General features: G+C 34.2%; 24 protein-coding genes, 1 tRNA gene, 1 rRNA gene and 1 riboswitch. Of the genes, 25 read left to right on the top strand and 1 reads right to left on the bottom strand.

Annotated elements, in window-relative coordinates; genetic code table 11:
- The first annotated feature begins 124 nt into the window (after positions 1–124).
- Positions 125–1,057, top strand: coding sequence for a cation diffusion facilitator family transporter (locus T537_RS0102770; protein WP_051637144.1), 933 nt, complete (start codon positions 125–127; stop codon positions 1,055–1,057).
- On the opposite strand, the gene ymfI is transcribed toward T537_RS0102770, so the two are convergent.
- Complete coding sequence (ymfI, locus tag T537_RS0102765) at positions 1,054–1,779, bottom strand: elongation factor P 5-aminopentanone reductase (RefSeq protein WP_031556207.1); 726 nt, start codon at positions 1,777–1,779, stop codon at positions 1,054–1,056. The genes T537_RS0102770 and ymfI overlap by 4 nt on opposite strands.
- An 857-nt stretch (positions 1,780–2,636) precedes the next feature.
- On the opposite strand from ymfI, the gene hpf reads away from it, so the two are divergent.
- From hpf to T537_RS0102645, 24 genes are all read left to right on the top strand, one after another.
- Positions 2,637–3,167: a ribosome hibernation-promoting factor, HPF/YfiA family gene (gene hpf / locus T537_RS0102760; protein ID WP_027437089.1), complete on the top strand. Its 531-nt coding sequence runs from the start codon at positions 2,637–2,639 to the stop codon at positions 3,165–3,167.
- A gap of 261 nt (positions 3,168–3,428) precedes the next feature.
- Positions 3,429–5,993: a preprotein translocase subunit SecA gene (gene secA, locus T537_RS0102755; RefSeq protein WP_027437090.1), complete on the top strand. Its 2,565-nt coding sequence runs from the start codon at positions 3,429–3,431 to the stop codon at positions 5,991–5,993.
- A gap of 129 nt (positions 5,994–6,122) precedes the next feature.
- Entirely contained in the window at positions 6,123–7,250 is a 1,128-nt protein-coding gene (gene prfB / locus T537_RS0102750; protein ID WP_027437091.1) for a peptide chain release factor 2, read from the top strand.
- A 131-nt stretch (positions 7,251–7,381) separates the two neighbouring features.
- Complete coding sequence (locus T537_RS0102745) at positions 7,382–7,870, top strand: chemotaxis protein CheW (protein ID WP_031556206.1); 489 nt, start codon at positions 7,382–7,384, stop codon at positions 7,868–7,870.
- Between the two features lie 198 nt (positions 7,871–8,068).
- Entirely contained in the window at positions 8,069–9,655 is a 1,587-nt protein-coding gene (malQ, locus tag T537_RS0102740; RefSeq protein ID WP_031556205.1) for a 4-alpha-glucanotransferase, read from the top strand.
- A 137-nt stretch (positions 9,656–9,792) separates the two neighbouring features.
- A riboswitch (cyclic di-GMP riboswitch) is annotated at positions 9,793–9,881 on the top strand.
- 289 nt (positions 9,882–10,170) lie between these two features.
- Positions 10,171–11,172: a CAP domain-containing protein gene (locus tag T537_RS0102735; protein ID WP_031556203.1), complete on the top strand. Its 1,002-nt coding sequence runs from the start codon at positions 10,171–10,173 to the stop codon at positions 11,170–11,172.
- A gap of 627 nt (positions 11,173–11,799) precedes the next feature.
- A complete protein-coding gene (locus T537_RS0102730) occupies positions 11,800–12,249 on the top strand; it encodes an ACT domain-containing protein (RefSeq protein ID WP_027437095.1) in 450 nt (149 codons plus the stop codon).
- A 71-nt stretch (positions 12,250–12,320) separates the two neighbouring features.
- The gene (locus T537_RS0102725; protein WP_031556201.1) at positions 12,321–13,541 is read left to right on the top strand and encodes a homoserine dehydrogenase; all 1,221 of its coding nucleotides are present in this window, start codon (positions 12,321–12,323) and stop codon (positions 13,539–13,541) included.
- Between the two features lie 26 nt (positions 13,542–13,567).
- Positions 13,568–14,887, top strand: a complete 1,320-nt coding sequence (locus T537_RS0102720) for an aspartate kinase (RefSeq protein ID WP_027437097.1) — start codon at positions 13,568–13,570, stop codon at positions 14,885–14,887.
- A 249-nt stretch (positions 14,888–15,136) separates the two neighbouring features.
- Positions 15,137–17,434 carry a Tex family protein gene (locus T537_RS0102715; RefSeq protein WP_031556199.1) on the top strand — a complete coding sequence of 766 codons (2,298 nt, stop codon included), beginning with the start codon at positions 15,137–15,139 and terminating at the stop codon, positions 17,432–17,434.
- A 162-nt stretch (positions 17,435–17,596) separates the two neighbouring features.
- Positions 17,597–18,145, top strand: coding sequence for a YcxB family protein (locus tag T537_RS0102710; RefSeq protein ID WP_027437098.1), 549 nt, complete (start codon positions 17,597–17,599; stop codon positions 18,143–18,145).
- Positions 18,126–18,557, top strand: coding sequence for a tRNA (adenosine(37)-N6)-threonylcarbamoyltransferase complex ATPase subunit type 1 TsaE (gene tsaE / locus T537_RS0102705; protein WP_027437099.1), 432 nt, complete (start codon positions 18,126–18,128; stop codon positions 18,555–18,557). Before T537_RS0102710 ends, tsaE begins: the two co-directional genes overlap by 20 nt.
- A 5-nt stretch (positions 18,558–18,562) precedes the next feature.
- Positions 18,563–19,270: a tRNA (adenosine(37)-N6)-threonylcarbamoyltransferase complex dimerization subunit type 1 TsaB gene (gene tsaB / locus T537_RS0102700; RefSeq protein WP_031556196.1), complete on the top strand. Its 708-nt coding sequence runs from the start codon at positions 18,563–18,565 to the stop codon at positions 19,268–19,270.
- Positions 19,271–19,304: 34 nt separating this feature from the next.
- Positions 19,305–19,757 carry a ribosomal protein S18-alanine N-acetyltransferase gene (gene rimI / locus T537_RS0102695; RefSeq protein ID WP_027437101.1) on the top strand — a complete coding sequence of 151 codons (453 nt, stop codon included), beginning with the start codon at positions 19,305–19,307 and terminating at the stop codon, positions 19,755–19,757.
- A gap of 13 nt (positions 19,758–19,770) precedes the next feature.
- Positions 19,771–20,682 (top strand): ribonuclease Z, encoded by a 912-nt coding sequence (locus T537_RS0102690; protein ID WP_027437102.1) that lies wholly within the window; start codon positions 19,771–19,773, stop codon positions 20,680–20,682.
- A 65-nt stretch (positions 20,683–20,747) separates the two neighbouring features.
- Complete coding sequence (locus T537_RS0102685; protein WP_027437103.1) at positions 20,748–21,323, top strand: DUF6715 family protein; 576 nt, start codon at positions 20,748–20,750, stop codon at positions 21,321–21,323.
- A 78-nt stretch (positions 21,324–21,401) separates the two neighbouring features.
- Positions 21,402–22,469, top strand: a complete 1,068-nt coding sequence (tsaD, locus tag T537_RS0102680; protein ID WP_051554848.1) for a tRNA (adenosine(37)-N6)-threonylcarbamoyltransferase complex transferase subunit TsaD — start codon at positions 21,402–21,404, stop codon at positions 22,467–22,469.
- A 51-nt stretch (positions 22,470–22,520) separates the two neighbouring features.
- Entirely contained in the window at positions 22,521–23,222 is a 702-nt protein-coding gene (gene ispD, locus T537_RS0102675) for a 2-C-methyl-D-erythritol 4-phosphate cytidylyltransferase (protein WP_027437105.1), read from the top strand.
- A gap of 69 nt (positions 23,223–23,291) precedes the next feature.
- Positions 23,292–23,984 carry a hypothetical protein gene (locus T537_RS0102670; RefSeq protein ID WP_031556193.1) on the top strand — a complete coding sequence of 231 codons (693 nt, stop codon included), beginning with the start codon at positions 23,292–23,294 and terminating at the stop codon, positions 23,982–23,984.
- Positions 23,953–24,201 carry a hypothetical protein gene (locus T537_RS0102665; protein WP_031556191.1) on the top strand — a complete coding sequence of 83 codons (249 nt, stop codon included), beginning with the start codon at positions 23,953–23,955 and terminating at the stop codon, positions 24,199–24,201. Before T537_RS0102670 ends, T537_RS0102665 begins: the two co-directional genes overlap by 32 nt.
- A gap of 281 nt (positions 24,202–24,482) precedes the next feature.
- Positions 24,483–24,833 (top strand): CidA/LrgA family protein, encoded by a 351-nt coding sequence (locus T537_RS0102660; protein WP_027438509.1) that lies wholly within the window; start codon positions 24,483–24,485, stop codon positions 24,831–24,833.
- 3 nt (positions 24,834–24,836) lie between these two features.
- Positions 24,837–25,526, top strand: a complete 690-nt coding sequence (locus T537_RS0102655; RefSeq protein WP_330372420.1) for an LrgB family protein — start codon at positions 24,837–24,839, stop codon at positions 25,524–25,526.
- Between the two features lie 423 nt (positions 25,527–25,949).
- Positions 25,950–26,035 (top strand) — tRNA-Ser (locus T537_RS0102650).
- A gap of 232 nt (positions 26,036–26,267) precedes the next feature.
- Positions 26,268–26,522, top strand: a 16S ribosomal RNA gene (locus tag T537_RS0102645); the annotation flags it as partial.

Raw genomic sequence — 26,522 nt, 5'->3', positions numbered from 1 at the left:
AAAATCCCGCATTACATAAGTAAATTATATAAGTTAACTATACATAAATCAAGTTTTGAGCCTTGAATTTCAAGGATTCTTATATTATATTTTAAATAACTTTTTAATTAATTAGAGGTGGGTAATGTACAATTTTTTGAAAATATTCATAAAGGATTATGATAATTTAGATGAAATACAAAAAAGAACCAAGGTAGGATCACTAATAGGATTTATAGGAATAGGAGTTAATATACTTTTGGTGGTACTAAAGCTAGTTGCAGGATTATTAACAGGTGCAGTATCAATAATGGCAGATGCAATTAATAATTTTTCAGATGCTGCATCATCAGTAATAACCCTAGTGGGCTTTAAATTAGCATGTAAGCCAGCAGATAAAGAGCATCCATATGGACATGGCAGAATAGAATATATAGCAGGTCTATTTGTGGCAGAGTTAATAGTGGTAATGGGTATAGAATTACTTCACACTTCAGTTAATAAGATAATAAATCCAAGGACAATCAAATTTAGTTATATATCAATATTAATCTTAGTGGTGTCTATTTTTTTCAAGGTATTCTTATCGGTAATAAATGGAAGATTAGGAAAGAAATTTGACTCAACAGTAATGATTGCCACATCAAAGGATTCCCTAAGTGATGTATTATCCACAAGTGTGGTTTTAATATCCTTACTTTTTAGTGATATATGTGGATTTAACTTAGATGGATATGCAGGTGCCTTTGTGGCAGTTTTAGTAATAATAGCAGGAGTATCAACAACAAAGGATACAATTTCTCCACTACTTGGCCAGGCTCCAGACTACTGTATGGTAGCACGAATAAGAAAAATTGTACTATCAGAGGAAATGGTATATGGTTTCCACGATTTAATAGTACATGACTATGGCCCAGGAAGAAAATTTGTATCCCTTCATGCTGAAATAGATAAGAATACACCCCTAGTTCAGGCACATAAGTGTGTAGATGAAATAGAGCAAAAAATAGCATCAGAATATAATTGCTATATAAGTATTCACGTAGATCCAGTAGACATAGAGGAATTTAAAAATTAAATCCAAGCACCATCAAATTGAATAACTTGACCTGTTAGGTAATTTGGGGATTCAATGATTTTTCTAACAAGAATAGCAACTTCTTCTGGCTCAGCAAATCTACCTGCAGGGATTTCTAAGGAAAGCTCCTTAATCTCTTCATCTGATAAATGTCCGTTCATTGTAGTATTAATAGCGCCGCAGGCAATAGCGTTAACGCTAATATTACTAGGAGCAAGTTCTTTAGCAAGAGCTTTAGTAAAGGCATTAATTCCACCTTTAGTAGCGCTATAAGCGACCTCACAACTAGCACCATAAAGACCCCATACTGAGGAGATATTAATGATTTTTCCACAGTGTCTTTTAAGCATGTCCTTAACGGCAAAATGGCAGCAGTTATAAACAGAAGTAAGATTAGTGTTTACAATTTCCTGCCATTCATTTGGAGTCATATCCTGAAAAAGACCCACAATAGAGATACCAGCGTTGTTGATAACAATATCAACACTGCCAAATTCTTTAATAGCTAAGTCAAACATAGCAGAAACATCTTCGTAATTTCCCATATCACCAACAAAAGAAATAACTTTGTTAGATTTGCTAGCTAATATATCCCTAGCCTCATCTAATAGCTTAGAATTGTGAAAACTGCTAATAAGAATATTTGTATTAGCACTTGCAAGTTCCTTTGCAATTGCAAAGCCAATTCCCCTAGAAGCACCTGTGATAATGATATTATGCATATATACTCAATCCTTTCTAGAATAAATTCAGATAAAATTTCCACATGATTATAACAAAAAGCTTAAATAATAGCCATAAAAATATATATCAATAATGATTGTTGATAACTTATCCACACTTATCAAGATAGTTTTTGTTGATAAATATGACTTTAGATATGAAAAATATTTATTAGCAGTTTATTTTAACTACTAAAACTATCAAAATATACTATTGAATTTTATTTTTTTGTGCATCTTTAACAAAAAAACTCTTAACTAGTAAAAAAATTAAGAAAAATGTTGACAGAGTCAATGTGGAAACTTTCGACTTATCCACAGCCGAAACACCGCTATTTCAAGGCTTTTTATAGTTAACCACAAAGTTATCCACCTTATCCACAATGCTTTTACACAATATTAAACCTACATTTATCCCCCAAAAAGAGGGAACAAAAAATTGTAAAAAGTAGAGAAAATATAATAAAAAGTTGACTTTTAACAATATAAGACGATGGTCATATTTATTAAAATATAGCATTACTTTAGTACTAATATTTTTGAAAAGTTATCAACACTGTGGGGAAAAATATGTTGATAAGAAAAAATAACTTTTATATAAACTTCACATATATAAACTTGTTTAATGTTATAAATATGATATAATATACACATAAAGATACTAAAGGTATCTAATAGTCGTGAAACTTACATATGGGATTTGTGTTAAGGAGGTTTTTATAGAACACAATAGTAGCATTTATTCACATAATAAGGAGTTTTCCTACAATTGAATAAATTATAAGATGTTCTAGAAAGTAATAAGATATGTGAAGTTGTTTTTCCCACGACAATCTAATGTAAAGGAGTTGGACATCATGCGTTTTATTATAACAGGAAGAAATATTGATATCACAGAAGGTCTAAAGTCAGCAGTAGAGGAAAAACTTGGAAAGTTGGACAGATTCTTTGCTCCTGAGACAGAAGTCAATGTTACATTAAGTGTTGAGAAAGAAAGACAGAAAATTGAGGTCACTATACCAGTAAAGGGCAATATTATTAGAGCTGAAGAGGTAAGTAGTGATATGTACGTTTCAATTGATCTTGTGGAAGAGGTTATTGAACGTCAGTTAAAGAAGTATAAGAATAAGATTGTTGATAAGCAGAATAATCGTGCTAGCTTCACTAAGGAATTCATTGAGAAGGAAATCGAAGATGAAGATGAAGTAAAGATTATTCGTACTAAGAGATTTGGTATTAAGCCAATGGATCCAGAAGAAGCTTGTGTTCAGATGGAACTTTTAGGACATGATTTCTTTGTATTCTTTAATTCAGAAACAGAAGAAGTTAATGTTGTTTATAAAAGAAAGGGTAACACATACGGTCTTATTGAACCAGAACTTGATTAGGATTTTTTTATTAACTAATAAAGGTGATTAATGAGGGCACGCTAAGGCGTGCCCTTTCTTTGATGAATAGACTACATTGTAAGACATACATTGTAGTTAAGGCAGTTTTAGCAAGCAAGCTAAATGCCTTGCGTACTAATCAACAAAATGGTACAATTACAAGCATGTTGGGAATTTTTTTAATAATATAATTCCCATATTAGTTTTGTTATTTTTATAATGAAACGGAGTATTAGAGGATTTAATAAGGAGCGTATAAAAATGGGATTAGCTCAGAAAATTTTTGGTACTCACAGTGAACGTGAGCTTAAAAGAATTTCACCTATAGCTGATAAAGTCGAATCTTATAAAGAAGAATACGGCAAATTATCAGATGCACAATTACAGGCTAAGACAAGAGAATTTAAGGATAGATTAGCTAAAGGCGAAACTCTTGATGATATTTTACCAGAGGCATATGCAACAGTAAGAGAGGCATCTAGAAGAGTTTTAGGAATGGAACATTATAGAGTACAGATTATTGGTGGTATTATCCTCCATCAGGGACGTATTGCAGAGATGCGTACAGGTGAAGGTAAGACACTTGTTTGTACACTTCCATCATACCTTAATGCCCTTACAGAGAAAGGTGTTTTAGTAGTAACAGTTAATGATTACTTAGCTAAGCGTGATGCTGAGTGGATGGGTAAGATACATGAATTCCTTGGATTAAAGGTAGGTATTGTATTACATGACCTTACACCAGAAGAAAGAAAAGCAGCATATGCATGTGATATTACATACGTTACTAATAACGAATTAGGTTTTGATTACCTTCGTGATAATATGGCAATTTATAAGGAACAGTTAGTTCTTCGTGACCTTAATTATTGTATTATCGATGAGGTGGATTCAATTCTTATTGATGAGGCTAGAACACCACTTATTATTTCAGGTCAGTCAGGTAAATCAACTAAGATTTATGAACTTTGCGATGTACTTGCAAGACAGTTAAAGCAAGGTGAATATAAGGGTGAATTAACTCAGATGCAGTATATGATGCAGGAAGAGATAGAAGAAGATGGCGACTTTATTGTTAATGAGAAGGATAAGGTTGTTAACTTAACAGAACAGGGTGTTCATAAGGTAGAACAATTCTTCCATATTGATAATTATGCAGATCCAGAGAACTTAGAGATTCAGCATAATGTAACCCTTGCCCTTCGTGCCAATTATCTTATGCATAGAGATAAGGATTATGTAGTTAAGGATGATGAAGTATTAATCGTAGATGAATTTACAGGACGTATTATGCCAGGACGTCGTTATTCAGATGGACTTCACCAGGCAATTGAAGCTAAGGAAAAGGTAAAGGTAAAGAGAGAAAGTAAGACACTTGCTACAATTACATTCCAGAACTTCTTTAATAAATTCAAGAAGAAGGCTGGTATGACAGGTACAGCTATTACAGAAGAGAAGGAATTTAGAGACATTTATGGTCTTGATGTAGTAGAAGTTCCAACTAATAAGCCAATAGCAAGAGTAGATTTAAATGATGCAGTATTTAAGACTAAGAAGGGTAAGTTTGCAGCAGTAGTTAAAGCAGTTAAGGAAGCACATGCTAAGGGACAGCCAGTCTTAGTAGGTACAATAACAATTGAGACATCAGAATTACTAAGTAGAATGCTTACAAAAGAAGGCATTCCACATAATGTACTTAATGCTAAATTCCACGAGAAGGAAGCTGAAATCGTAGCACAGGCAGGTCAACATGGAGCAGTAACAATTGCAACAAACATGGCTGGTCGTGGTACTGATATTAAGCTTGATGATGAAGCAAGAGCAGCTGGTGGACTTAAAATTATTGGTACAGAAAGACATGATTCAAGACGAATAGATAATCAGCTTCGTGGTCGTGCTGGTCGTCAGGGTGACCCAGGTGAATCTAGATTCTATCTTTCACTTGAAGATGATTTAATGAGACTTTTTGCACAAGAGACTTTAATTAATACATTTAATAGATTAGGTGTAGATGAATATGAGCAGCTTGAACATAAGATGTTAAGTAAGGCAATCGAATCAGCTCAAAAGAAGATTGAAGTTAACAACTATGGTATAAGAAGTCACTTACTTGAATATGATCAGGTAATGAATGAACAGCGTGAAATAATGTATGCTGAAAGAAGAAAAGTTCTTGATGGAGAGAACATGCGTAAGTCAATCATTAACATGATTACTAACTTCGTAGAAAGTGTGATAAATCGTACAGTTAATGAAGATCAAGCATATACAGAATGGGATTATGAAGGAATTAATGAATTATTACTTCCTACAATTCCATTGCCTAAGGTTTATCCAGATGAGAATATAAAGACTAAGAATGAACTTATTCAGGACCTTAAGGAAAAAGCTGTAAAGCTTTATGAAGAGAAAGAAGCACAGTTCCCAGAACCAGAACAGATTCGTGAATTTGAGCGAGTAATCTTACTTAAGGTAATTGATAGAAAGTGGATGGATCATATTGATGATATGGATCAGTTAAAGCAGGGTATTGGTTTACAGGCATATGGTCAGAAGGATCCAGTAGTTCAGTATAAGATGATGGGCTACGATATGTTTAACGAGATGACAGAGGGCATAACAGAGGATACAGTAAGACTCCTTATGCATGTTAAGGTTGAACAGAAAGTAGAAAGAGAGCAGGTAGCTAAGGTAACAGGAACTAATAAGGATGAAGGACCATCAGTAAAGGGACCTGTTAAGAGAGTAGATAAGAAGATTTACCCTAATGATCCATGCCCATGTGGAAGCGGTAAGAAATATAAAAATTGCTGCGGTAGAGCTTAAGAAATAAATTTAAGTCCAATAGGATTTACTAATAAAGACAGAGGATTATTCTTTTTAATTAGATTGAGTATTCCTCTGTTTTATTTTCATATGTTTGTTACAATAAAAGTGCACAAGAAAGGAGACAATATGGTTGAATATGATCAATTAAAATTTAAGCTAGAATCCTTAGAGAAACCATTAGAAAGAATAAAAGAATCTCTTGATTTGGATTCTAAGACTAAGAGAATAGAAGAATTAGAAGCAGATATGGAATCTCCAGGATTTTGGGATAATCCAGAAAAATCCAATATGGCAATGAAAGAGCTAAAGACCTTAAAGTCAAGCTTTGAAAAATATGATGAATTACAAAGAAAATTAGAAGATACTAAGACACTAATAGAGATGGCAGAGGAAGAAGATGATGCATCCCTAGTAGATGAAGTAACAGATGAAGTAAATAGCTTAAGCGATAAAATGGATGAATTACGCGTAGAGACACTATTATCAGGAGAATATGATGATTGTAATGCAATTCTTACACTACATGCAGGAGCAGGTGGAACAGAAAGTTGCGATTGGTGCCAGATGCTATTTAGAATGTATACAAGATGGGCAGAAAGACATGACTGCAGTTACGAAGTAATTGATTATTTAGATGGCGATGAGGCAGGAATAAAGTCAGTTACAATAGAAATAAAGGGAGATAATGTCTATGGACATTTAAAGTCAGAGCACGGAATACATAGATTAGTAAGAATATCACCATTTAATGCAGCAGGAAAGAGACAGACATCATTTGTATCCTGCGATGTAATGCCAGATATAGATACAGATATTGACATTGAAATAAATGAAGATGACTTAAGAATAGATACATATAGAGCAAGTGGTGCCGGTGGACAGCATATTAATAAGACAAGTTCAGCCATAAGAATTACACATTTGCCAACAGGAATAGTAGTACAGTGCCAGAATGAAAGATCACAGCATCAAAATAAAGAAAAAGCTATGCAGATGTTAAAGGCTAAATTATATCTACAGGCACAGGAAGCCAATGCTAAGAACGCAGCCCAAATAAGAGGTGATGTTAAAGATATTAATTTTGGTAGCCAGATAAGAAGTTATATATTGCAGCCATATACAATGGTTAAAGACCACAGAACAGGTAAAGACATAGGAAATGCCCAGATGGTATTAGATGGGGGAATAGACCCATTTATTAATGCATACTTGATATATTTAAGCACAGGAGCCAAGGCAGGAGATACAGAATAAACTATTATCACAATGTTTTCACTACTAAAAAAATATGTTATAATTTAACTGATATGAAACGGGAGAATTAAATATTGATGGAAGTTAGGGTGTTAACCTTAGCTTTTGCACAAGTGCTAGGAGGAAAAACAATGGCAAGCTATACAAGACCAGTTGTGTTCTCGGTAAATGAGCAGCTCTTTGGCGTCGATATTGAACTCGTTCAATCAATTGAAAAACAATTGGAAGTAGTTAGTATACCCAATGCAACGGAATATGTAGATGGAATCATCAACCTAAGAGGAGATGTAATACCATCCTACGATCTAAGAAAAAAATTTGGCTTTCCCAAAAAAAGCTATGGAAAAAATGATGAAATTAGCAGCATTGTAGTAAGCACAAAGGACACTTTGTTAGCTTTCGTAGTAGATGCAGTTCATCAAATAGGCGATGTAGATAGTGAAAATATAGTAACAATGCCAGAATTAGCCAAGTGTGAGGAAGCCGATTACCTTGATAGGGTAGCTAATATGAATGGGAAACTTGTAATATTACTTGATACAGATAAGTTACTTACTAAAGAAGAGGTAACAAGAATCAATCAAGTAAAGGAGAAGGCAAGTAATGAAGCCAAGGAATGAGTGCATAATCAAGAAAAGTTTCATATTGGTCTAACGAAAGTTAGGAGAAGCTTAAATTCGAGGCATAAAAGGGACGAGGCTTTGGTCTCGTCCTTTTGTTTTGTAACTTTATAAACCAAGGCAATTGAAGTGTGGCATCACAAAGGTATGGGCACTAGATTGCGCAAGCTTTAATGAAGTTAGAGTTAGAGGTGAAACATGATAAAGAGTAAATTCACTAGAAGTGCAGGAATACTAATGCCTGTAAGTTCTCTACCATCCCCTTATGGAATAGGAACCTTTGGTAAGGAAGCGTATGAATTTGTAGATTTTGTAGATAAGACAAATCATAAGTATTGGCAAGTGCTTCCACTAGGTCCAACAACCTATGGCGATAGCCCATATCAGTCATATTCTGCTAATGCAGGGAATCCATATTTTATAGACTTAGACAAGCTAATTGAAGAAAAACTATTGTTAAAATCAGAAGTGCTTGCGCGTGATTGGGGCGATGGGATTGTACCTATTAAACTTAGCGAAGAAGATGCATTAAATAATCGCTATCAGCTAAATATAGATCCAACTATAGGAGATAGAAGATACGTAAGCTATGAAAAAATGTATCTGAATAGATTTGATATTTTGCGACTAGCCTATAATAGATTTAAGGAAAAAGTTAAAGAAGATAAGATAAAGACCGCTTATGAAAAATTTTTAGACAAAAGTAAATGGCTAACAGATTATGCATTATTTATGGCATTAAAGGTAGATAATAATTTTAAATCATGGGCAGACTGGGAAGAAGATTTAAGAAGGAGAAAGCCAGAAGCATTAGACAAGAAGACCAAAGAACTTGAGGATGAAATAGATTTTTGGAAATTTATTCAGTTTAAATTCTACGAGCAGTGGGATAAGCTAAAGGAATATGCCAATAATAAAGGAATAGGGATAATAGGCGACATACCAATTTATATGGGCTATGATAGTGTAGATGTATGGGCTAACCAAGAACAGTTCCAGCTAGATAAAGACCTAGTAGCAACAAAGGTAGCGGGAGTACCACCAGATGACTTTAGCGCAGATGGTCAGAAGTGGGGAAATCCTTTATATGATTGGGATAGGATGAAGAAAGATAACTACACATGGTGGAGAAATAGAATAAAATGGCAGACAAATCTATATGATGTAATAAGAATAGATCATTTTTTAGGCATAGTAAAATACTACGCAGTACCAGAAAAAGATAAGACAGCAATAAATGGAGAGTATAGGGAAGGCCCAAAGCAAGCCCTATTAGATGCAATCAATGAAGAACTAGGGAGTAAGAAGTTAATAGCAGAAGACTTAGGAGTTTATGTTCCAGAAGTAGATGAGTTATTAACCAAAAATGCCTATCCAGGAATGAAAGTTCTAGAGTTTGCCTTTGGTGGAAGTAGAGACAATCCACATCTGCCATATAATTATGAAAAAAATTGTGTGGTATACGGAGGAACCCATGATAATGAAACAATAATGGGATTTTTTAAAGAAAGATCAGATGAGGAATTAGCTTATGCCTTTGATTATTTAGGAACAAGAGATAGAAATGAAATACTAGATAAGGTATTTAGAGCAGCCTATAGTAGTGTTTCAGTTTTGACAATTTTTGCAGTATGGGATATCCTAGGACTTGATAATCATGCAAGGATGAATATGCCATCAAGTACAGGAAGCAACTGGAAATGGCGATTAACCAAAGGACAGCTAAATGAAAGCCACATAAATACCATGCGCTATTACGCAAGCGTATTTGATAGAGAAAAATAGAAATTGTACTAATATTAGTGCAATAATATTTAAAAATAATAAATTCACACCCGAAAATAATAGAATTTTATAAAAATAGTACTAAAGTACTATTTACTTATAATATATAGATGATATAATAAAGTCAGATAGAGAACTAAATACTTTAGCAAACCTAGCGAAAGCTAGGGACGCAAAGCCAAAGGGTCTTCTCCTTTTAACAAAGGAATGGCAGCCGGTTGCACTTTATTTAATCTAATGACTAATCTTAGAAGGTTAATTAGTTATTTTTAGATGTGAAGTTTAAGCACCCGGCAAGGGTGCTTTTTTTATTCATCAAAAGCTAAGGTTAAAGAGTAGGGTATAAGTTTTCTAATCCTTACAAGGAGGTAGGGATTTTACAGGATGTAAAGACATGGAGGTCTAATAGACATGGAAGTCCGATAAGCAAAACTTAATATTATCACATACATGTGTTTATCTAGGACTCATAAGTAACTTTTGTATTAGGTTAGGAGAGAATGGGAGAGTTTATTATGGGAAATTCTAGAGGAAAAATTAAAATGATATCTTTATTCACAGGTATTGCAATTATCGGCACAGGTGCCGTATTCGCAAGTAAGTTTGCAGGAAGCAACAATTCTAAGGACAGCGTATCAATTAATGTAGCCGCTGCAGGAGCAATGGATGGCTCTATTTCTGAAAAGGTAGCAGGTGAGAGTGAACTAGCAACAGGAACTGGTAATGTAACATTTAGCACAGAGCCAGAGACAAATCTTGGATATGGAGCAATCGTAGGCTCAACAGGAATTGCTAGTGAACGTAAGGAAGAAACAACACAGGCACCAACAATCGAAGAAACAACACAAGCTCCAACAGTAAGCACACAAACACAGGAAACACAAGCACCAGCATATGAAGCACCACAGCCAGCATATGAAGCACCACAGCCAGCATATGAAGCACCACAGGCACAGGAAGCACAACCAGCACCAGAGCCAGAACCAGCACCAGAACCAGCTCCAGAGCCAGTAGTAGAGGAAGCACAGTACACAGGCGAAGTATCAATAACAGGAAAAACAGATGATGATTACTATGCAATGGCACAAAGTAATGCAGGCATTTATGCTTCAGAGATATCACAGGTATATGACTTAATTAATCAAGAAAGAGCTAACGTAGGAGTTGCAAGCGTAGCATACGATCCAACTCTTACAGTAATGGCAAGTCATAGAGCAGCAGAGAATGCAGATAGCACATTCTTCTTAGTAGCAGGTGGACATCATAGAAGACCATTCGAAGTAGCAGAAAATACATACAAAGAAGCTAAGACAATCTGCTATTACTACGGACAGTATGGAAGCTTTGGTGAAGTAATGGGCAAGGGTCAGAGAACACCACAGGGAATTGTATCAGGATGGCATAATTCACAGGCACACTACAACTGTATGGTAAGCTCATCATATACAAGAGTAGGTATAGGTGTAGCAGATGGCTCAGATGGTAAGAGATATTGGGTAGCAATATTTATGAATTAGCATATAAACCAAGTTTAAAAATTAGGTTTTATCTATAAACAGTTATGTTGTAAGACTACAAGGTGAAACTTAGTTCGCACATAATGGAGAGCTAAAGTCATCGATAAGATAAAGCTTTAATCAGAATATATGCGGATTAAAGACTGAGTAATATTTTTAAAAATGCATAAGCGGCAGTAATTGTTCTTGTCCCCAAACGTTGATTAGACAATCTGTCGCTTGGCAACTAACTAGCTATTTAGTCTAAAAAGGCTTGATAGATGTAGGTCTTAGCACCCTCCCTCGCTTTGATCTACATAGAATATAGCAATGAATGTCCCCCTAAGCATTCATTGCCTCCCTCTCCCCTAAGGATCCGGGGCATCCCTATAAGCCCCGGATATATTAAAAAGAGGAGATTAGGGGATAACTAAATACGTTTTAAAAATAAAGTAAGCCTTTATTTTTAAATATAATTTTCCCCCTCATGTTTTTCTCCCGTTTCATGAGGGGATTATTTATGTCTTGAATATTTATTTTTTTTGCTATTTTCAACTATTTCCCTTGCATTCTTTAAATTAATATGTTATATTCTTTCTACGAAAGACAACTGTCTTTCGTAGAAAAACAAAAATAGGGTAGATGTTTATGGATGAAAATATAAAATATTATGTTGTTAAACAGAAAGCCTTACCAGAAGTACTACTTAAAGTAGCAGAAGCTAATAAGCTAATAGAATCTAATAATATTAGTGTAGCGGATGCCACAGAGAAAGTAGGAATAAGCCGAAGTTCTTTTTATAAATATAAGGACGATATATTCCCATTTAGAGATAGTGTGAAGGGAAAGACAGTAACCTTTGTATTATCAATGAATGATGAACCAGGAATCCTATCAACTGTACTAAGAACAGTGGCAGAGTTTAAGGCTAATTTATTAACAATTCACCAGACAATTCCAGTTAACGGAGTTGCTTCTTTAACACTAAGCGTTGAAATTCTTGAAGACACATTAGATCCATCAAAGATGATTGAGGAGATAGAGAAAATTTCTGGAGTAAGATATCTTAAGATATTAAGTTCAGAAGCTAATTTATAATTGTAGTAAAGATAACATTAAGTTATAGATAAGATAGATATGTAGTATTTGTAAATTAGGAGGAAAAGTAAATGGCAAAGGTTGCGGTACTAGGATACGGCACAGTAGGATCAGGTGTTGTTGAAGTCTTAGAAAAAAATGCAGAAGCAATTAAATTAAAGGCAGGTCAAGAGGTCGAAGTAAAGAGTGTATTGGACTTAAGAGATTTTGAAGGAGATCCAATACAAGAAAAGATAGTACATGATATTGATTTAATTGTTAATGACCCTGAAATCGATGTAGTAGTCGAGGTAATGGGTGGAGTTGATGTACCTTTTAAATTTGTTAGTAAATGTTTAGAAGCAGGTAAGAGCGTATGTACATCAAATAAGGCATTAGTTGAAGCTAAGGGACCACAACTCTTAGCCCTTGCTAAAGAGAAAAACGTAAATTTCCAGTTTGAAGCATCAGTAGGCGGCGGAATTCCAATAATAAGACCACTTAATACAAGTCTTACAGCAGATAAGATATTAAAGGTAACAGGAATTATGAATGGAACAACTAATTTTATCTTAACTAAGATGAGTACTGAAGGGGCTTCTTATGAAGATGTTTTAAAGGAAGCACAGGAACTTGGTTATGCAGAAAGAAATCCAGAAGCAGATGTTAAGGGACACGATGCATGTAGAAAGATTGCAATACTAACATCTCTTTATTCAGGAAAGACAGTAAAGTATAGCAATATAACATGCGAAGGAATCACAGAGGTATCTAATGAAGATTTTGCATATGCTAAGGAATTAGGTTGTGTTATTAAATTACTTGCAAGCAGCTATGAAAAAGATGGAAAGATTTATGCCATAACAGCACCATTTATGATAGATAAGAATCATCCACTATATAATGTGAATGGAGTACTTAACGGAATATATGTTAATGGTAATATGGTAGGCGATTTAATGTTTTTTGGTTCAGGAGCAGGTAAGTTACCAACAGCAGCAGCTGTATGTGCAGATGTAGTTGATTGTGTAAGAAATCTAGATAGAGCATTACCAGTATTCTGGTCAGAAGAAGAACTAGAATTAGGTAAGACAGATGATGAAGTAAGAGCCTTCTTTGTTAGAGTTAAAGGCACAGATATAACTAAGGCTAAAGAGGCATTTAATGATGAAATTAATGTTATAAGAGTGAAGGGAATAGATAATGAATTCGCCTTCTTTACAGAAAAAATGACAGAAAAGGAATTTAACGAGGCAGCAGCTAAGTTAGATGTAATTTCAAGAATAAGGATAGATGATACAGTTTTAAATTAGGATAATCTGTATACAAAAGGAGTAGTATGGTAAAAGTAGTTAAATTTGGCGGAAGTTCACTTGCTAGCGCAGAGCAGTTTAAGAAAGTTGGAAATATAATTAAGGCAGAAGAAGATAGAAGATATGTAGTACCTTCTGCACCAGGAAAAAGATTCTCTGATGATATTAAAGTAACAGATATGCTTTATAAGTGTTATGCAGAAGCAGAGAATGGTAAGAATTTTGATAAGTCTCTTCAGGCAATAAAGGAGAGATATGACGAAATCATCAAGGGACTTGGTCTTAAGCTAAATCTATCAGACCAGTTCAAGACTATAAAGAAAAATTTTGAAAATCTTGCAGGTAGTGATTATGCAGCATCAAGAGGTGAGTATCTCAATGGTATTATTATGGCTGAATACTTAGGTTATGAATTTATTGATGCAGCAACAGTAATCTTTTTTGATAAGAATGGCGAATTTGATTCAGAAAAGACTAATGATAACTTATCTAAAAAGCTATCTAAGATAGAAAGAGCCGTTATTCCGGGATTCTACGGTGCTTTATCTAATGGCAAAATCAAGACATTTTCAAGAGGTGGATCAGATGTTACAGGCTCGATTGTTGCGCGTGCCGTAAAGGCAGATATTTACGAGAACTGGACAGATGTTTCTGGATTTATGGCTGCTGATCCTAGAATAGTAAAGAATCCAAAGTCAATTGATGTAATTACATACAGAGAATTAAGAGAGCTTTCATATATGGGAGCTTCAGTACTTCACGAGTCAGCAATATTCCCTGTACGTAAAGAAGGAATTCCAATAAATATACGTAATACTAATGCACCACAAGACAAAGGTACAATGATCGTAGGAACAACTTGTAATGTCCCAAGTTATAAGATCACAGGTATCGCAGGTAAAAAGGGATTTGTTTCCATTAGCATCGATAAAGAGTTAATGAATTCAGAAATAGGTTTTGGTCGTAAAGTATTGCAGGTATTTGAAGATAACGGAATATCCTTTGAACACATGCCTTCAGGAATTGATACAATGACAGTATTTGTTCATCAGGACGAGTTTATTGAAAAAGAGCAGAAAGTGCTTGCTGGTCTTCATAGAGCAGTTAATCCTGATACAATAGAATTAGAGTCAGACCTAAGCTTAATTGCAGTTGTTGGTCGAGGAATGAAGAATAATTCAGGTATTGCAGGTGCTATTTTCTCTGCGCTTGCTAAGGAAAAAATTAACATTAAGATGATAGATCAGGGTTCTTCAGAACTTAATATCATAATTGGTGTTAGAAACAAGTATTTTGAGGACGCAATTAGAACTATTTATGGAGTGTTTGTACCAGAGGAAGCGTAATTTAGACTAATTGCACACCTCAAAGGGAAGCTTAGTGGCTTTAGCTTCTTAACAATAAAAAGTGAAAAACCTAAATAGTATGTGTTAAATGGGCGGACCCCTTTAGGGGTTCGCCTTTTTAAATTAAGATAATTTTATTGCCAGAAATTTTATATATTGATATAATTATACGAGTTGACATATTATTAATATTGAGTTTAAAAGCTTAAACTTATGTCTAAGACAATTTGAAAAGAGGATTATTACAGCATGGATATTAATAAGAAGATTGCAGAAGAATTGGAAATTAAAGTATCGCAGGTTGAAGCTGCAGTATCTTTAATTGATGAAGGTAATACAATTCCATTTATCGCAAGATACCGTAAGGAAGTAACAGGCTCTCTTGATGATGAACAGTTAAGAGTTTTAGATGAGAGACTTAAGTATTTAAGAGGACTTGAAGATAGAAAAGCATCTGTTATTTCAAGCATTGAAGAACAGGGTAAATTAACAGAAGAGTTAAAGAACGCCATTCTTGCAGCAGAAACTTTAGTGCTTGTTGAAGATTTATATAGACCATATAAGCAGAAGAGAAGAACAAGAGCAACACAGGCTAAGGAAAAAGGTCTTGAGCCACTTGCTACATTTATCTATGAACAGAAGGCTAGTCACTCAGTAGAAGAAGAGGCAGCTAATTATTTATCTGAAGAAGAAGGCAAGGAAGTTAAGAGCACTTCTGAGGCTATTGCTGGTGCGCTTGATATTATTGCTGAATCTATTTCAGATGTGGCAGATTATAGAACTTATATAAGAGATATTACTTCTAAAGAAGGTAAGATTGTATGTGCTGCTAAGGATAAGGACGCAGAGTCTGTATATGAGAATTACTATGATTATAATGAGGCAGTAGCAACAATGCCAGGTCATAGAATTTTAGCTATTAATAGAGGTGAAGCAGAAAAGTTTATTACAGTTAAGATTGAAGCTCCAGAGGATAGAATTTTAAGATACCTTGAAAAGCAGATTATTACTGAGAATAACGAATATACAACAGAATATTTAAAGAAGGCTATCGAAGATGCATACCAGAGATTAATTGCACCATCAATTGAAAGAGAAATTAGATCTAACTTAACAGAAAAGGCTGAAGATGGCGCTATTAAGGTCTTTGGTAAGAACTTAGAGCAGCTCCTATTACAACCACCAATCGCAGGTAAGACTGTACTTGGCTGGGATCCAGGTTATGCTCATGGATGTAAGCTAGCAGTAGTAGATCCAACAGGAAAGGTACTTGATAATAAGGTAATTTATCCAACTGAGCCAAGAAATCAGGTAGATAAGGCTAAAGAGATAGTAGTAGATTTAATTAAGAAGTATAATGTTAATCTTATCTCTTGCGGTAATGGTACAGCTTCTCGTGAATCAGAGCAGATTATTTCAGATATTATTAAGGAAAATGGCTTTAATGTAGACTACATAATTACAAACGAAGCAGGTGCTTCTGTTTATTCAGCATCAAAGCTTGCATCAGAAGAATTCCCTGATTATGATGTGGCAGCACGTGGTGCAATTTCAATTGCAAGACGTGTACAAGATCCATTAGCAGAATTAGTAAAGATTGAACCTAAGGCTATTGGTGTAGGTCAGTATCAGCATGATATGAACCAGAAGAAGTTAGGAGAAACACTATCAGGAGTTGTAGAAGATTCAGTTAATAAAGTAGGTGTAGATCTTAATACAGCATCAGCATCTTTATTAGAATATATTTCAGGTGTTTCTAAGACAGTAGCCAAGAATATTGTAGATTTCAGAGAGACTAATGGTAAGTTTACTAACAGAAAGCAGTTACTTAAGGTATCTAAACTAGGACCTAAGGCGTTCCAGCAGTGTGCCGGCTTCATGAGAATAACAGATGGAGATAATCCACTTGATGCAACAAGTGTTCACCCAGAAAGTTATGAAGCAGCAACAAAGTTCTTAGAGTATTTAGGCTATGATGTGAACTCAATAACAAAGGGCGAATTAACAAACCTTAAGAGTAAGGTTTCTAATCTTAAGGAAATGGCAGACAAGTTAGGTGTAGGTGAAATTACCCTTGAAGATATTATTAAGGAACTTGAGAAGCCAGGTCGTGATCCAAGAGATGAGATGCCAGCGCCAATCCTTCGAAAGGATATTATGGATATTAATGACTTAAAGCCAGGCATGATTTTAAAGGGAACAGTAAGAAACGTAATAGACTTTGGTGTGTTCGTTGATATTGGTGTTCACCAGGATGGCTTAGTACATATTTCGCAGATGAGTGCAACTAAGAGAGTTAATCACCCACTTGATGTAGTATCAGTAGGAGACGTAATAGATGTAAGAGTTATGGAAATAGATACAGTTAAGGAAAGAATAGCTCTTTCAATGATTCTAGATGAGAACGAAGCAAAAGCAAAGGCTGAATTTAAAGAAAAAGCTAAGAATAATCAAGCTAAAAAGCCATACAATAAAAATTTCAAAAAGAAATCTAATAAAAATGGTGGCCTAAACTTAAGCGGCTTAGCAAAGTTTATGAATAAGTAAGATATTTGATAAAGAGGAAGATTCCTACGTAAACAAATAACTAAACATTAAGAAAGAGTAGGACATAAGTTCTACTCTTTTTTAGTAAAAATTAATACGATTGGAATTAAAAATATGCTAGTATATTAACAGCATGTATAAAGTCATAAGGAGGACAAATAAGTGACTAACGCATTAGAGTTTGACAGTAAAGTTAGCAAAAAAGACTTGATAGATTTTAAGCTATATCACAATTTCCATAGCTTTAATGGCTGGTTTGGAGTGGTGGCAGGTATAGTTTTCTTGGTGTTTGGAACCATATCAATTAATAAGACAACAACAACATATACATTAATGTTATATTTATTTGCAGTAATGTTTGGATTATATCCAATATTAAATATGATTTTAAGCGCTAATAAACAAAGTAAAATGGAAGTTTTTGCAAATCCAATGCACTATAAAGTAACAACAGAAAAACTAACCCTAAGTCAGGGTCAGTTGACTGAAGACTTAACATGGGATAATATCTATAAGATAAAGTTTAGTGGCAAGAATCTTTTGATATATATAAATACAACAAGAGCTAATATATTAACAGTGGATACAATGAATGAGAAGTCTCTTGAATTCGTAAATATAGCAAAGACAAAATTAAAACCATTTCAAATAAAAGTTAACGAATCAAAGTTAAAGAAAGTAGTAAATAATCATGACAAGGGAAACATATAATTCAAAGGAAACATTTGAGTTAGGCTATGAATTAGGAAAAAAAGCCAAAGCTGGCGAAATCTATAGATTAGAAGGAGACCTAGGAGTAGGTAAGACAGTATTTACTCAAGGTTTTGCTAAAGGCTTAGGAATAGAAGAACCAATAAATAGCCCAACATTTACAATAGTTCAAGAATATAACGAAGGAAGAATTCCTTTATATCATTTTGATGTTTATAGAATAGCAGATGTGGACGAAATGGATGAAATAGGCTATGAAGAATATTTTTTCTCAGATGGGGTTTGCTTAATAGAATGGGCAAGTCTAGTAGAAGAAATAATGCCAGAGGATGCAATTTATATAAGCATCAAGAAAGACTTAAGTAAAGGTTTCGATTATCGATTAATTCAAATTGATGGAAAGGTCATGTAATAACAATGAAGATATTAGCAATAGAAAGTTCAGCAATTACAGCATCAACTGCAATAGTAGATGAGGAGAATGTAATAGCAGAATATACAATAAATCATAAGAAGACACATTCGCAGACATTATTACCAATGATAGATGAAATATGCGCAATGACAGAAACAGAAGTAGATGATATAGACGCAATAGCAGTTTCAGTAGGGCCAGGCTCTTTTACAGGTTTAAGAATAGGAGTAGCTACAGCTAAGGGAATAGCTTTATCTAAAGATAAGCCAATGATAGCAGTGCCAACATTAGAAGGATTAGCTTATAACCTAGTGGGAACTAGTAAAGTTATAGTCCCAATAATGGATGCCAAGAGAAAGCATGTGTATAGCGGAATATATACATTTGAGAATGGACAGTTTAAGGAATTAAGAAAGACAAATCTAATAGCAATAGAGGATTTGGCTAAGGAATTAAACGATAATTATGAAGATGTGGTATTTTTAGGTGATGGAATAGAAGTCGCAAGAGACTACTTTAAAGAGAATTTAAAAATTAACTACACAGAAGCAAGTATAGTAAATAGGAAACATAAGGCAAGCTCAGTAGCACTAAGAGCTCTAGATTTAGCTAAAGAAGGTAAATTAGAATCAGGGGATAATATAAGCCCAGATTATTTAAGACCATCACAGGCAGAAAGAGAATTAGAAGCCAAGAAAAAAAGAAGTTAATCCCTTTATATAGATATGTAGAATAGGAGTTATAATGGAATTAATCGATATAGCATTTATGAAAGAAAAAGACATAGATGAAGTGAGCCAAATAGAGCAGAATACATTTAGCACACCCTGGTCTAGAAATTCATTTTTAGAAGCCATTAATAACGAAAATACACTATACATAGTAGCTCATAAAGACGGAGAAGTTGCAGGATATGCAGGACTATGGCAAAGTTTTGATGAAGGAGAAATAACCAACGTAGCCGTTAATCCAAAGTATAGACATCAAGGAATAGGAATAAGCTTAATGAAATGGCTTGAACAAAAAGGACATGAAAGAGGAATTAATGCATTTTTACTAGAAGTAAGAGAAAGTAATGATAATGCCAGAAATCTCTATACTAAGATAGGATATAAGACCTTAGGAATGAGAAAGAATTTCTATGAAAAACCAGTGGAAAATGCCATAATAATGTCCAAAATAATAAAAGAAAGATAAGAAAGGTATAAAGATGTTAGACGTATGTTTGCTAGGAACAAGTGGAATGTTACCATTGCCTGGAAGATGGTTGACATCCATGATGACAAGATATAATGGCAGCAGTTTATTAATAGACTGTGGAGAAGGAACACAGATAGCAATCAAAGAAAAAGGATGGAGTTACAATCCAATAGATATAATCTGCTTTACGCATTATCATGCAGATCATATCAGTGGCTTACCAGGACTATTACTAACAATAGGAAATTCAGAAAGAACAGCACCATTGACATTAATAGGACCAAAGGGGCTACAAAGAGTAGTAAATTCTTTAAGAGTAATAGCACCAGAATTACCATTTGAAATAAAATGTATAGAGTTAACAGAGCCACAGGTACATTTTTCAATAAATGGATATGAGATAGATGCATTTAAAGTAAACCATACAGTAGCATGTTATGGATATACAATAAACATCCCAAGAATAGGTAAATTTGATCCAGTAAAGGCAAGAGAATTAGAAATTCCAGTACATTACTGGAACAAGCTACAGCATGGTGAAGAAGTAGTAATAGATGATAAGACATATACATCAGATATGGTAATGGGAGGAGCAAGAAAGGGCATAAAAGTCACATATTGTACAGATACAAGACCAGTACCATCAATAGTAAAAAATGCTCAAAATTCAGATCTCTTTATATGTGAAGGAATGTATGGAGAGAATGATAAAGATAATAAGGCAAGAGAATATAAGCACATGACCTTTAGAGAGGCAGCAAAGTTAGCTAAAGAAGCCAATGTTGAAAGAATGTGGCTAACCCATTATTCTCCATCCCTAGTAAGACCATGGGACTATGTAGATTCAATAAAGAACATATTCCCTAACGTAATAGCAGCTAAAGATAAACAAAGCATAGAATTGAATTTTGAGGATGACTAATAATAAAAAACGTGATATTATATTTTTAGAATAACTTCGTGAAGATCCTAAAAAGGGGCGAATATATGAAAAAATATCTTAGAACGTTTATAATAGTTGGCGTTTTAGCTATAGCAGCAGTGGGATATTACTTTTATTTGGCCAATAAAGATATAACACAACAGGCAATAGAAAAAACAGCAAAAAATGATATAGCTACAGTGCTAATAAATAAGGATTTTGTAAAAAATTACCCAGATACACCAAGGGAAGTATTAAAAAACTATGCTGAAATAAGTAAGTGCTATTATGCCAAGGACACAACAGAAGAGCAGCTGGATAGCTTGGCTAAACAAGCAAGAATACTACTTGATGATGAATTGAACGGGAAAAATACTTATAACGAATTTTTAACATCCTTAAAGCAAGAAGTAAAGGAATTTAAGTCATCGGATATATTTATAAATAGTTATACAGTACAGTCAGCCCAGGGACTAAAATATGCAACCATAGGAGATAAGCAATATGCATCCCTTCATGTATTGTATTATTTTAGAGAAGGCTCAACCCTTAGAAGTTCGTATTATAAGTATACCCTAAGGAAAAATGAATTAGGACAATGGAAGATACTATTTTGGGAACTTGATAATCAAACGGAATAGTAATAAAATACTTAGATAACAAAGGCTTAGCCATAAATAATGGCTAAGCCTAAAATATGCCATTAATTAGGAGAAATTATGAGCGAAGAAGTAAAAACAAATATAGAACAAAACGAATTGAATAAAAAAGACATAACTATTTTAGCAATAGAAAGTTCATGTGATGAAACAGCATGTGCAATTGTAAGAAATGGACGTGAAGTAATAAGTAATGTAATAAATACACAGATAGCAATCCATACACAATACGGTGGAGTAGTACCAGAAATAGCTTCAAGAAAGCATATTGAGAATATAAATCCAGTAATAAAGAAAGCATTAACTGATGCTAATATGACATGGGATGATATAGATGCAATAGCAGTAACATATGGACCAGGTTTAGTAGGAGCACTCTTAGTAGGAGTAGCAGAGGCAAAAGCACTAGCGTGGGCACTAAAGAAGCCATTAGTAGGAGTACATCACATAGAAGGACATATTTCAGCTAACTTTATACAGCATAAAGAGCTAGAACCACCATTTGCAGGATTAGTAGTATCAGGTGGACATACACATCTAATAAAGGTATTAGACTATGGTGAATACGAAATTGTAGGAAGAACAAGAGATGATGCGGCAGGAGAAGCTTTTGATAAAGTAGCTCGTGCAGTAGGATTAGGATATCCAGGAGGACCAAAGATAGATAAATTAAGCAAAGAAGGAAATCCAGATGCAGTACAGTTCCCAAGAGCACATGTAGATGATGCACCATATGATTTTTCATTTAGTGGAATCAAGTCAGCAGTCCTAAATTATATAAATCAGGCAGAGATGAAGGGTGAGACAATAAATAAAGCAGATTTAGTAGCATCCTTCCAGAAGGCAGTAGTAGATGCTTTAGTATCAAGAGCAGTAAAGCTAGCAAAGGAAAGCGGCTATAATAATCTAGCAATAGCAGGAGGAGTAGCAGCAAATTCATGCCTAAAGGAAACATTAGAGAAAGAATGTGAGGCCAATGGAATTAAATTTTATTCGCCAACACCAGCTCTTTGTACAGATAATGCAGCAATGATAGGGGCAGCAGCATATTATGAATATATAAAGGGAACAAGACATGGCCTAGATCTAAATGCAGTACCAAATCTAAAATTAGGAGAACGAATCTAGATTAGGAGAATTAATCTAAAATTAGAAGAACGAATCTAAAAAGGGGACAATATGAACTATGCAATAGTGCTATCAGGTGGTAAAGGAACAAGAATGGGAGCCAAGGTACCTAAACAGTATTTAGAAATTTTAGGACAACCAGTAATATATTATTCCTTAAAAGCAATGCAAGAAAGCCCACTAATAGATAGAATAATAGTAGTAGTATCAAGAGAATATGAGGACTATATTAAAGAACTAATGAATAAAAACGACATAACAAAAGCATATGCAATAGCCTATGCTGGGAAAGAACGTTATGATTCGGTGTATAGTGGTTTAAAAAAGATACCAACTGAGGACATTACAGATACTAATATATGTTTGATACATGATGGAGCAAGACCAATGCTAGATAATGAAATCATAGAGTCATGTGTGGAGTCTTGCAAGAAATATAAGGCAAGTATAGCAGCAGTAGCAGTAAAAGATACAATAAAAGTATCAGACGATAAGGGCTTTGCAATAGAAACACCAGATAGAAGCAAATTATATCAGGTGCAGACACCACAAAGTTTTACAATAAAATTAGTATATGATTCCTATACACAAATGTATAAAGAAGGTAAGACAGAAGGCGTTACAGATGATGCAATGGTAGTATCAGCCTTTGGAAAGGTAGAACCATATTTAACAAAGTCAAGTTATAAGAACATCAAGGTAACAACGCCAGAAGACTTAAAGATAGCAGAATGCTTTCTTAGAAGAAAGTAAGAATGCTTGACGTGAAAAATAATAGCCACTATAATTTAATTGAAAAATATAAAGTTTTGAGGAGGTCTCATGAATCAATTTAATATTAAAAAAACCAATATCGTAGGTTTGTGTGCAGCGGTATTGGCAGTACTATTTTCTTTTGTACCGTTTTATCAGGTAGTACCAAGCGGTATGTTAAAGTCTTATGCTAGCAGTAGTTTAGAATCAAAATCATATAGCTTAATAAAGTATAATTTCTTCGGAGCATTATTACTTTTAGTTTTAGTAGCAATAATTGTGTTATTTATTCTTGAAGCATTAGGAAAAGCAACACCAGTGATTTCTATAGTAGCAACAGGATTATGCCTAGCAAGTTTTGTATTAATCCTATTAACAATAATTGTAGGAAATTCAGATGTTAAAGAAGCTAAGGAATATATTGAAGCATATAATGGCACAGCATCATGGTTAGGCATTGATATGTCAGAATTTGTAAAATTCAAAGTAGGTGTAGGAATGATTTTTGAAATCATCCTAACATTAGTAATAGCAGCATCATACTGGATTAACGAATTAGTAATTAAGCCAATGGTATATAAGATGCCAGCTAATCCTAATCTTAATCCATTTGCAGATATGATTAATAGCAACAGAGGATACGGCGCAGCTAATGCACAGTACAATCCAAATCTCCAGGGCAGTCAGCCACAGCAGTTTAATGCACAGCCAGGCCAGCCACAGCAGTTTAATGCACAGCCAGGGCCAGCCACAGCAGTTTAGTGCACAGCCAGGCCAGCCACAGCAGCCACAGCAGTTTGGTGCACAGCCAGGTCAGCCACAGCAGTTTGGTGCACAGCCAGGTCAGCCACAGCAGTTTAATGCACAGCCAGGCCAGCCACAGCAGTTTAATGCACAGCCAAGTCAGCCACAGCAGCCTAATACACAGGCAAATCAGCAGACATTTGGCGGATTTAATCAGAATAATACACAGCAGTAATTAACAAACTCTGTATAATCAGTAAATTTTAAAATTGTATATGATAAATAAAAAGAATTGTTTACTTCATAAGATAAGTAGGCAATTCTTTTTTTATTTTTGTAAAAAATTAATCTAGAATTTAATAAATATAAGTACTATAATTCTTTGGCTTAACATAAAAGTAACTAAAATAATGATAGCAACATATGTAGTAAGGACCATAAAAGCCTATATGTGTAGCGTAATTTCAATAAGTTACTTAGTAAATATATATATGAATAACAAGAAAGGAAATAAAAATGAAATATGTAAAGCAGTTCTTAATAGTCATTTTAATTTCATTTGTAGGTGAATTAATACACTATTATGTGGATTTGCCAATACCAGGAAGCATATACGGAATGATAATATTATTTATCTTATTACAAAGCAAAATTATAAAAGTGCATCAAGTAAAGGAAGTATCAACCTTTCTAATAGAAGTAATGCCATTAATGTTTATACCATCGGGAGTAGGCCTATTAGAAAAATGGGGATTAATAAAAGGAATTTGGTTACCACTAAGCGTAACAATAATAGCATCGACAATAATAGTAATGGTTATATCAGGAAGTGTATCTCAGCTAATAATAAAGAAAGGCAATAAATAGATAATGGAAGTATTAGAAGAATCCTTATTTTTTGGAGTAACAATAACATTAGTAGCCTATGCAATAGGAGTAATAATAAAGAAAAAACTAAAAGTGGCAATATTTAACCCGCTTTTAATATCAATAATGCTAATAATAGTATTCTTGGCATTTTCAGGAATGAGTTATCAGACATATTCAGAAGGAGCGGATTTTATATCCTACTTATTAACACCAGCAACAGTATGCTTGGCGGTACCTATGTATGAGCAAATGGAAAGCTTAAAAAAGAATGGCTTAGCAATTTTAATAGGCGTGTTATCGGGAACAGTAACAAGCATGCTATGTGTATTAGTTTGCAGCCTATTATTTAAGATGAATCATGAAACATATGTAACACTATTGCCAAAATCCATAACAACAGCAATAGGAATAGGTGTTTCAGAAGAGATGAACGGAATAATAACAATAACAATAGCTTCAATCATAATAACAGGTATATTTGGAAATATCTTTGCAGAAATGATATGTAAACTCTTTAAAATAGAGGATCCAATAGCAAAAGGCGTTGCCATAGGAACATCATCCCATGCCATGGGAACATCAAAGGCAATGGAAATGGGAGAAGTAGAAGGAGCAATAAGCAGTCTTTCACTAGCCATAGCAGGACTATTAACAGTAATCATCGCCCCAATCTTCTCAAATATTCTATAATAAAGAGTAAATAATCCTATATAGCACATAAGATAAGAATGAAAAATAAATAGAAAAAAGTAAAAAATAATTCCAAAAAGAAGGCGAAAACATAAGAATTTCACCTTCTTTTTTAATATTTATAAAACATATGGATAGAACAAAAAATAAATAGGAACTAAACACGAAGAGAAGGCTAAAAAGAGAAGAAAAAGCCATCAAAGCCAGTATTCATCAGCATTTCAGGCACATTCTTGTGATATATCTATAGAAAAACAAACATATCGCTAGTAAATAGCTTATTAGAATAGTTTGTAAAGTATAGAAATTATGCGAAAAAATCGAAAAAAATTACGAAAAATGTGTTGACAAAAAATATGGATGATGTTATTATATACGAGTCGCTGCGATACAGCAACGACACAGAAACAAAATAAAAGTTCTGGAGAGGTACCGAAGTGGTCATAACGGGGCGGTCTTGAAAACCGTTTGTCTTCACGGGCGCATGGGTTCGAATCCCATCCTCTCCGCTCAAAATCATTAGATTTAATGATTTTGCTAAGTCGGAAGATTGCTTCTGATAAACAATAAGAACCTTGACAACTGAACAGAATGACAACCTTGAAAATTCTTTGAAAAAAATTCAAGCGAGTTAATCAATCGTTAAACATAAGTTTAAAAATGATTATCCTTAATAACAGTAATGTTAAACGGAAACGGAACTATAAGCTAGTTCGTTCAGAACTAAGCTAAGGTAAAACTTTTTATGAGAGTTTGATCCTGGCTCAGGATGAACGCTGGCGGCGTGCTTAACACATGCAAGTCGAACGAAGCAACTTATCACGATTCCTTCGGGGTGACGATTTGTTGACTGAGTGGCGGACGGGTGAGTAACGCGTGGGTAACCTGCCTTATACAGGGGGATAGCAGCTGGAAACGGCTGATAATACCGCATAAGCGCACAGTATCGCATGATACAGTGTGAAAAACTCCGGTGGTATAAGATGGACCCGCGTC

This window comes from Lachnospira multipara LB2003, from assembly GCF_000702205.1.
GTDB classification, from domain to species: domain Bacteria; phylum Bacillota; class Clostridia; order Lachnospirales; family Lachnospiraceae; genus Lachnospira; species Lachnospira multipara_A.
Note: the sequence above shows the minus strand (reverse complement) of the source record. Positions and strands in the feature narration are given on the sequence as shown.

Bases quoted from the DNA above. Each gene is read 5' to 3' on its own strand.
- T537_RS0102770 (WP_051637144.1), top strand. From the start codon at position 125: ATGTACAATTTTTTGAAAATATTCATAAAGGATTATGATAATTTAGAT.
- ymfI (WP_031556207.1), bottom strand. From the start codon at position 1,779: ATGCATAATATCATTATCACAGGTGCTTCTAGGGGAATTGGCTTTGCA.
- hpf (WP_027437089.1), top strand. From the start codon at position 2,637: ATGCGTTTTATTATAACAGGAAGAAATATTGATATCACAGAAGGTCTA.
- secA (WP_027437090.1), top strand. From the start codon at position 3,429: ATGGGATTAGCTCAGAAAATTTTTGGTACTCACAGTGAACGTGAGCTT.
- prfB (WP_027437091.1), top strand. From the start codon at position 6,123: ATGGTTGAATATGATCAATTAAAATTTAAGCTAGAATCCTTAGAGAAA.
- T537_RS0102745 (WP_031556206.1), top strand. From the start codon at position 7,382: ATGGCAAGCTATACAAGACCAGTTGTGTTCTCGGTAAATGAGCAGCTC.
- malQ (WP_031556205.1), top strand. From the start codon at position 8,069: ATGATAAAGAGTAAATTCACTAGAAGTGCAGGAATACTAATGCCTGTA.
- T537_RS0102735 (WP_031556203.1), top strand. From the start codon at position 10,171: ATGGGAAATTCTAGAGGAAAAATTAAAATGATATCTTTATTCACAGGT.
- T537_RS0102730 (WP_027437095.1), top strand. From the start codon at position 11,800: ATGGATGAAAATATAAAATATTATGTTGTTAAACAGAAAGCCTTACCA.
- T537_RS0102725 (WP_031556201.1), top strand. From the start codon at position 12,321: ATGGCAAAGGTTGCGGTACTAGGATACGGCACAGTAGGATCAGGTGTT.
- T537_RS0102720 (WP_027437097.1), top strand. From the start codon at position 13,568: ATGGTAAAAGTAGTTAAATTTGGCGGAAGTTCACTTGCTAGCGCAGAG.
- T537_RS0102715 (WP_031556199.1), top strand. From the start codon at position 15,137: ATGGATATTAATAAGAAGATTGCAGAAGAATTGGAAATTAAAGTATCG.
- tsaE (WP_027437099.1), top strand. From the start codon at position 18,126: ATGACAAGGGAAACATATAATTCAAAGGAAACATTTGAGTTAGGCTAT.
- tsaB (WP_031556196.1), top strand. From the start codon at position 18,563: ATGAAGATATTAGCAATAGAAAGTTCAGCAATTACAGCATCAACTGCA.
- rimI (WP_027437101.1), top strand. From the start codon at position 19,305: ATGGAATTAATCGATATAGCATTTATGAAAGAAAAAGACATAGATGAA.
- T537_RS0102690 (WP_027437102.1), top strand. From the start codon at position 19,771: ATGTTAGACGTATGTTTGCTAGGAACAAGTGGAATGTTACCATTGCCT.
- T537_RS0102685 (WP_027437103.1), top strand. From the start codon at position 20,748: ATGAAAAAATATCTTAGAACGTTTATAATAGTTGGCGTTTTAGCTATA.
- tsaD (WP_051554848.1), top strand. From the start codon at position 21,402: ATGAGCGAAGAAGTAAAAACAAATATAGAACAAAACGAATTGAATAAA.
- ispD (WP_027437105.1), top strand. From the start codon at position 22,521: ATGAACTATGCAATAGTGCTATCAGGTGGTAAAGGAACAAGAATGGGA.
- T537_RS0102670 (WP_031556193.1), top strand. From the start codon at position 23,292: ATGAATCAATTTAATATTAAAAAAACCAATATCGTAGGTTTGTGTGCA.
- T537_RS0102665 (WP_031556191.1), top strand. From the start codon at position 23,953: ATGCACAGCCAGGGCCAGCCACAGCAGTTTAGTGCACAGCCAGGCCAG.
- T537_RS0102660 (WP_027438509.1), top strand. From the start codon at position 24,483: ATGAAATATGTAAAGCAGTTCTTAATAGTCATTTTAATTTCATTTGTA.
- T537_RS0102655 (WP_330372420.1), top strand. From the start codon at position 24,837: ATGGAAGTATTAGAAGAATCCTTATTTTTTGGAGTAACAATAACATTA.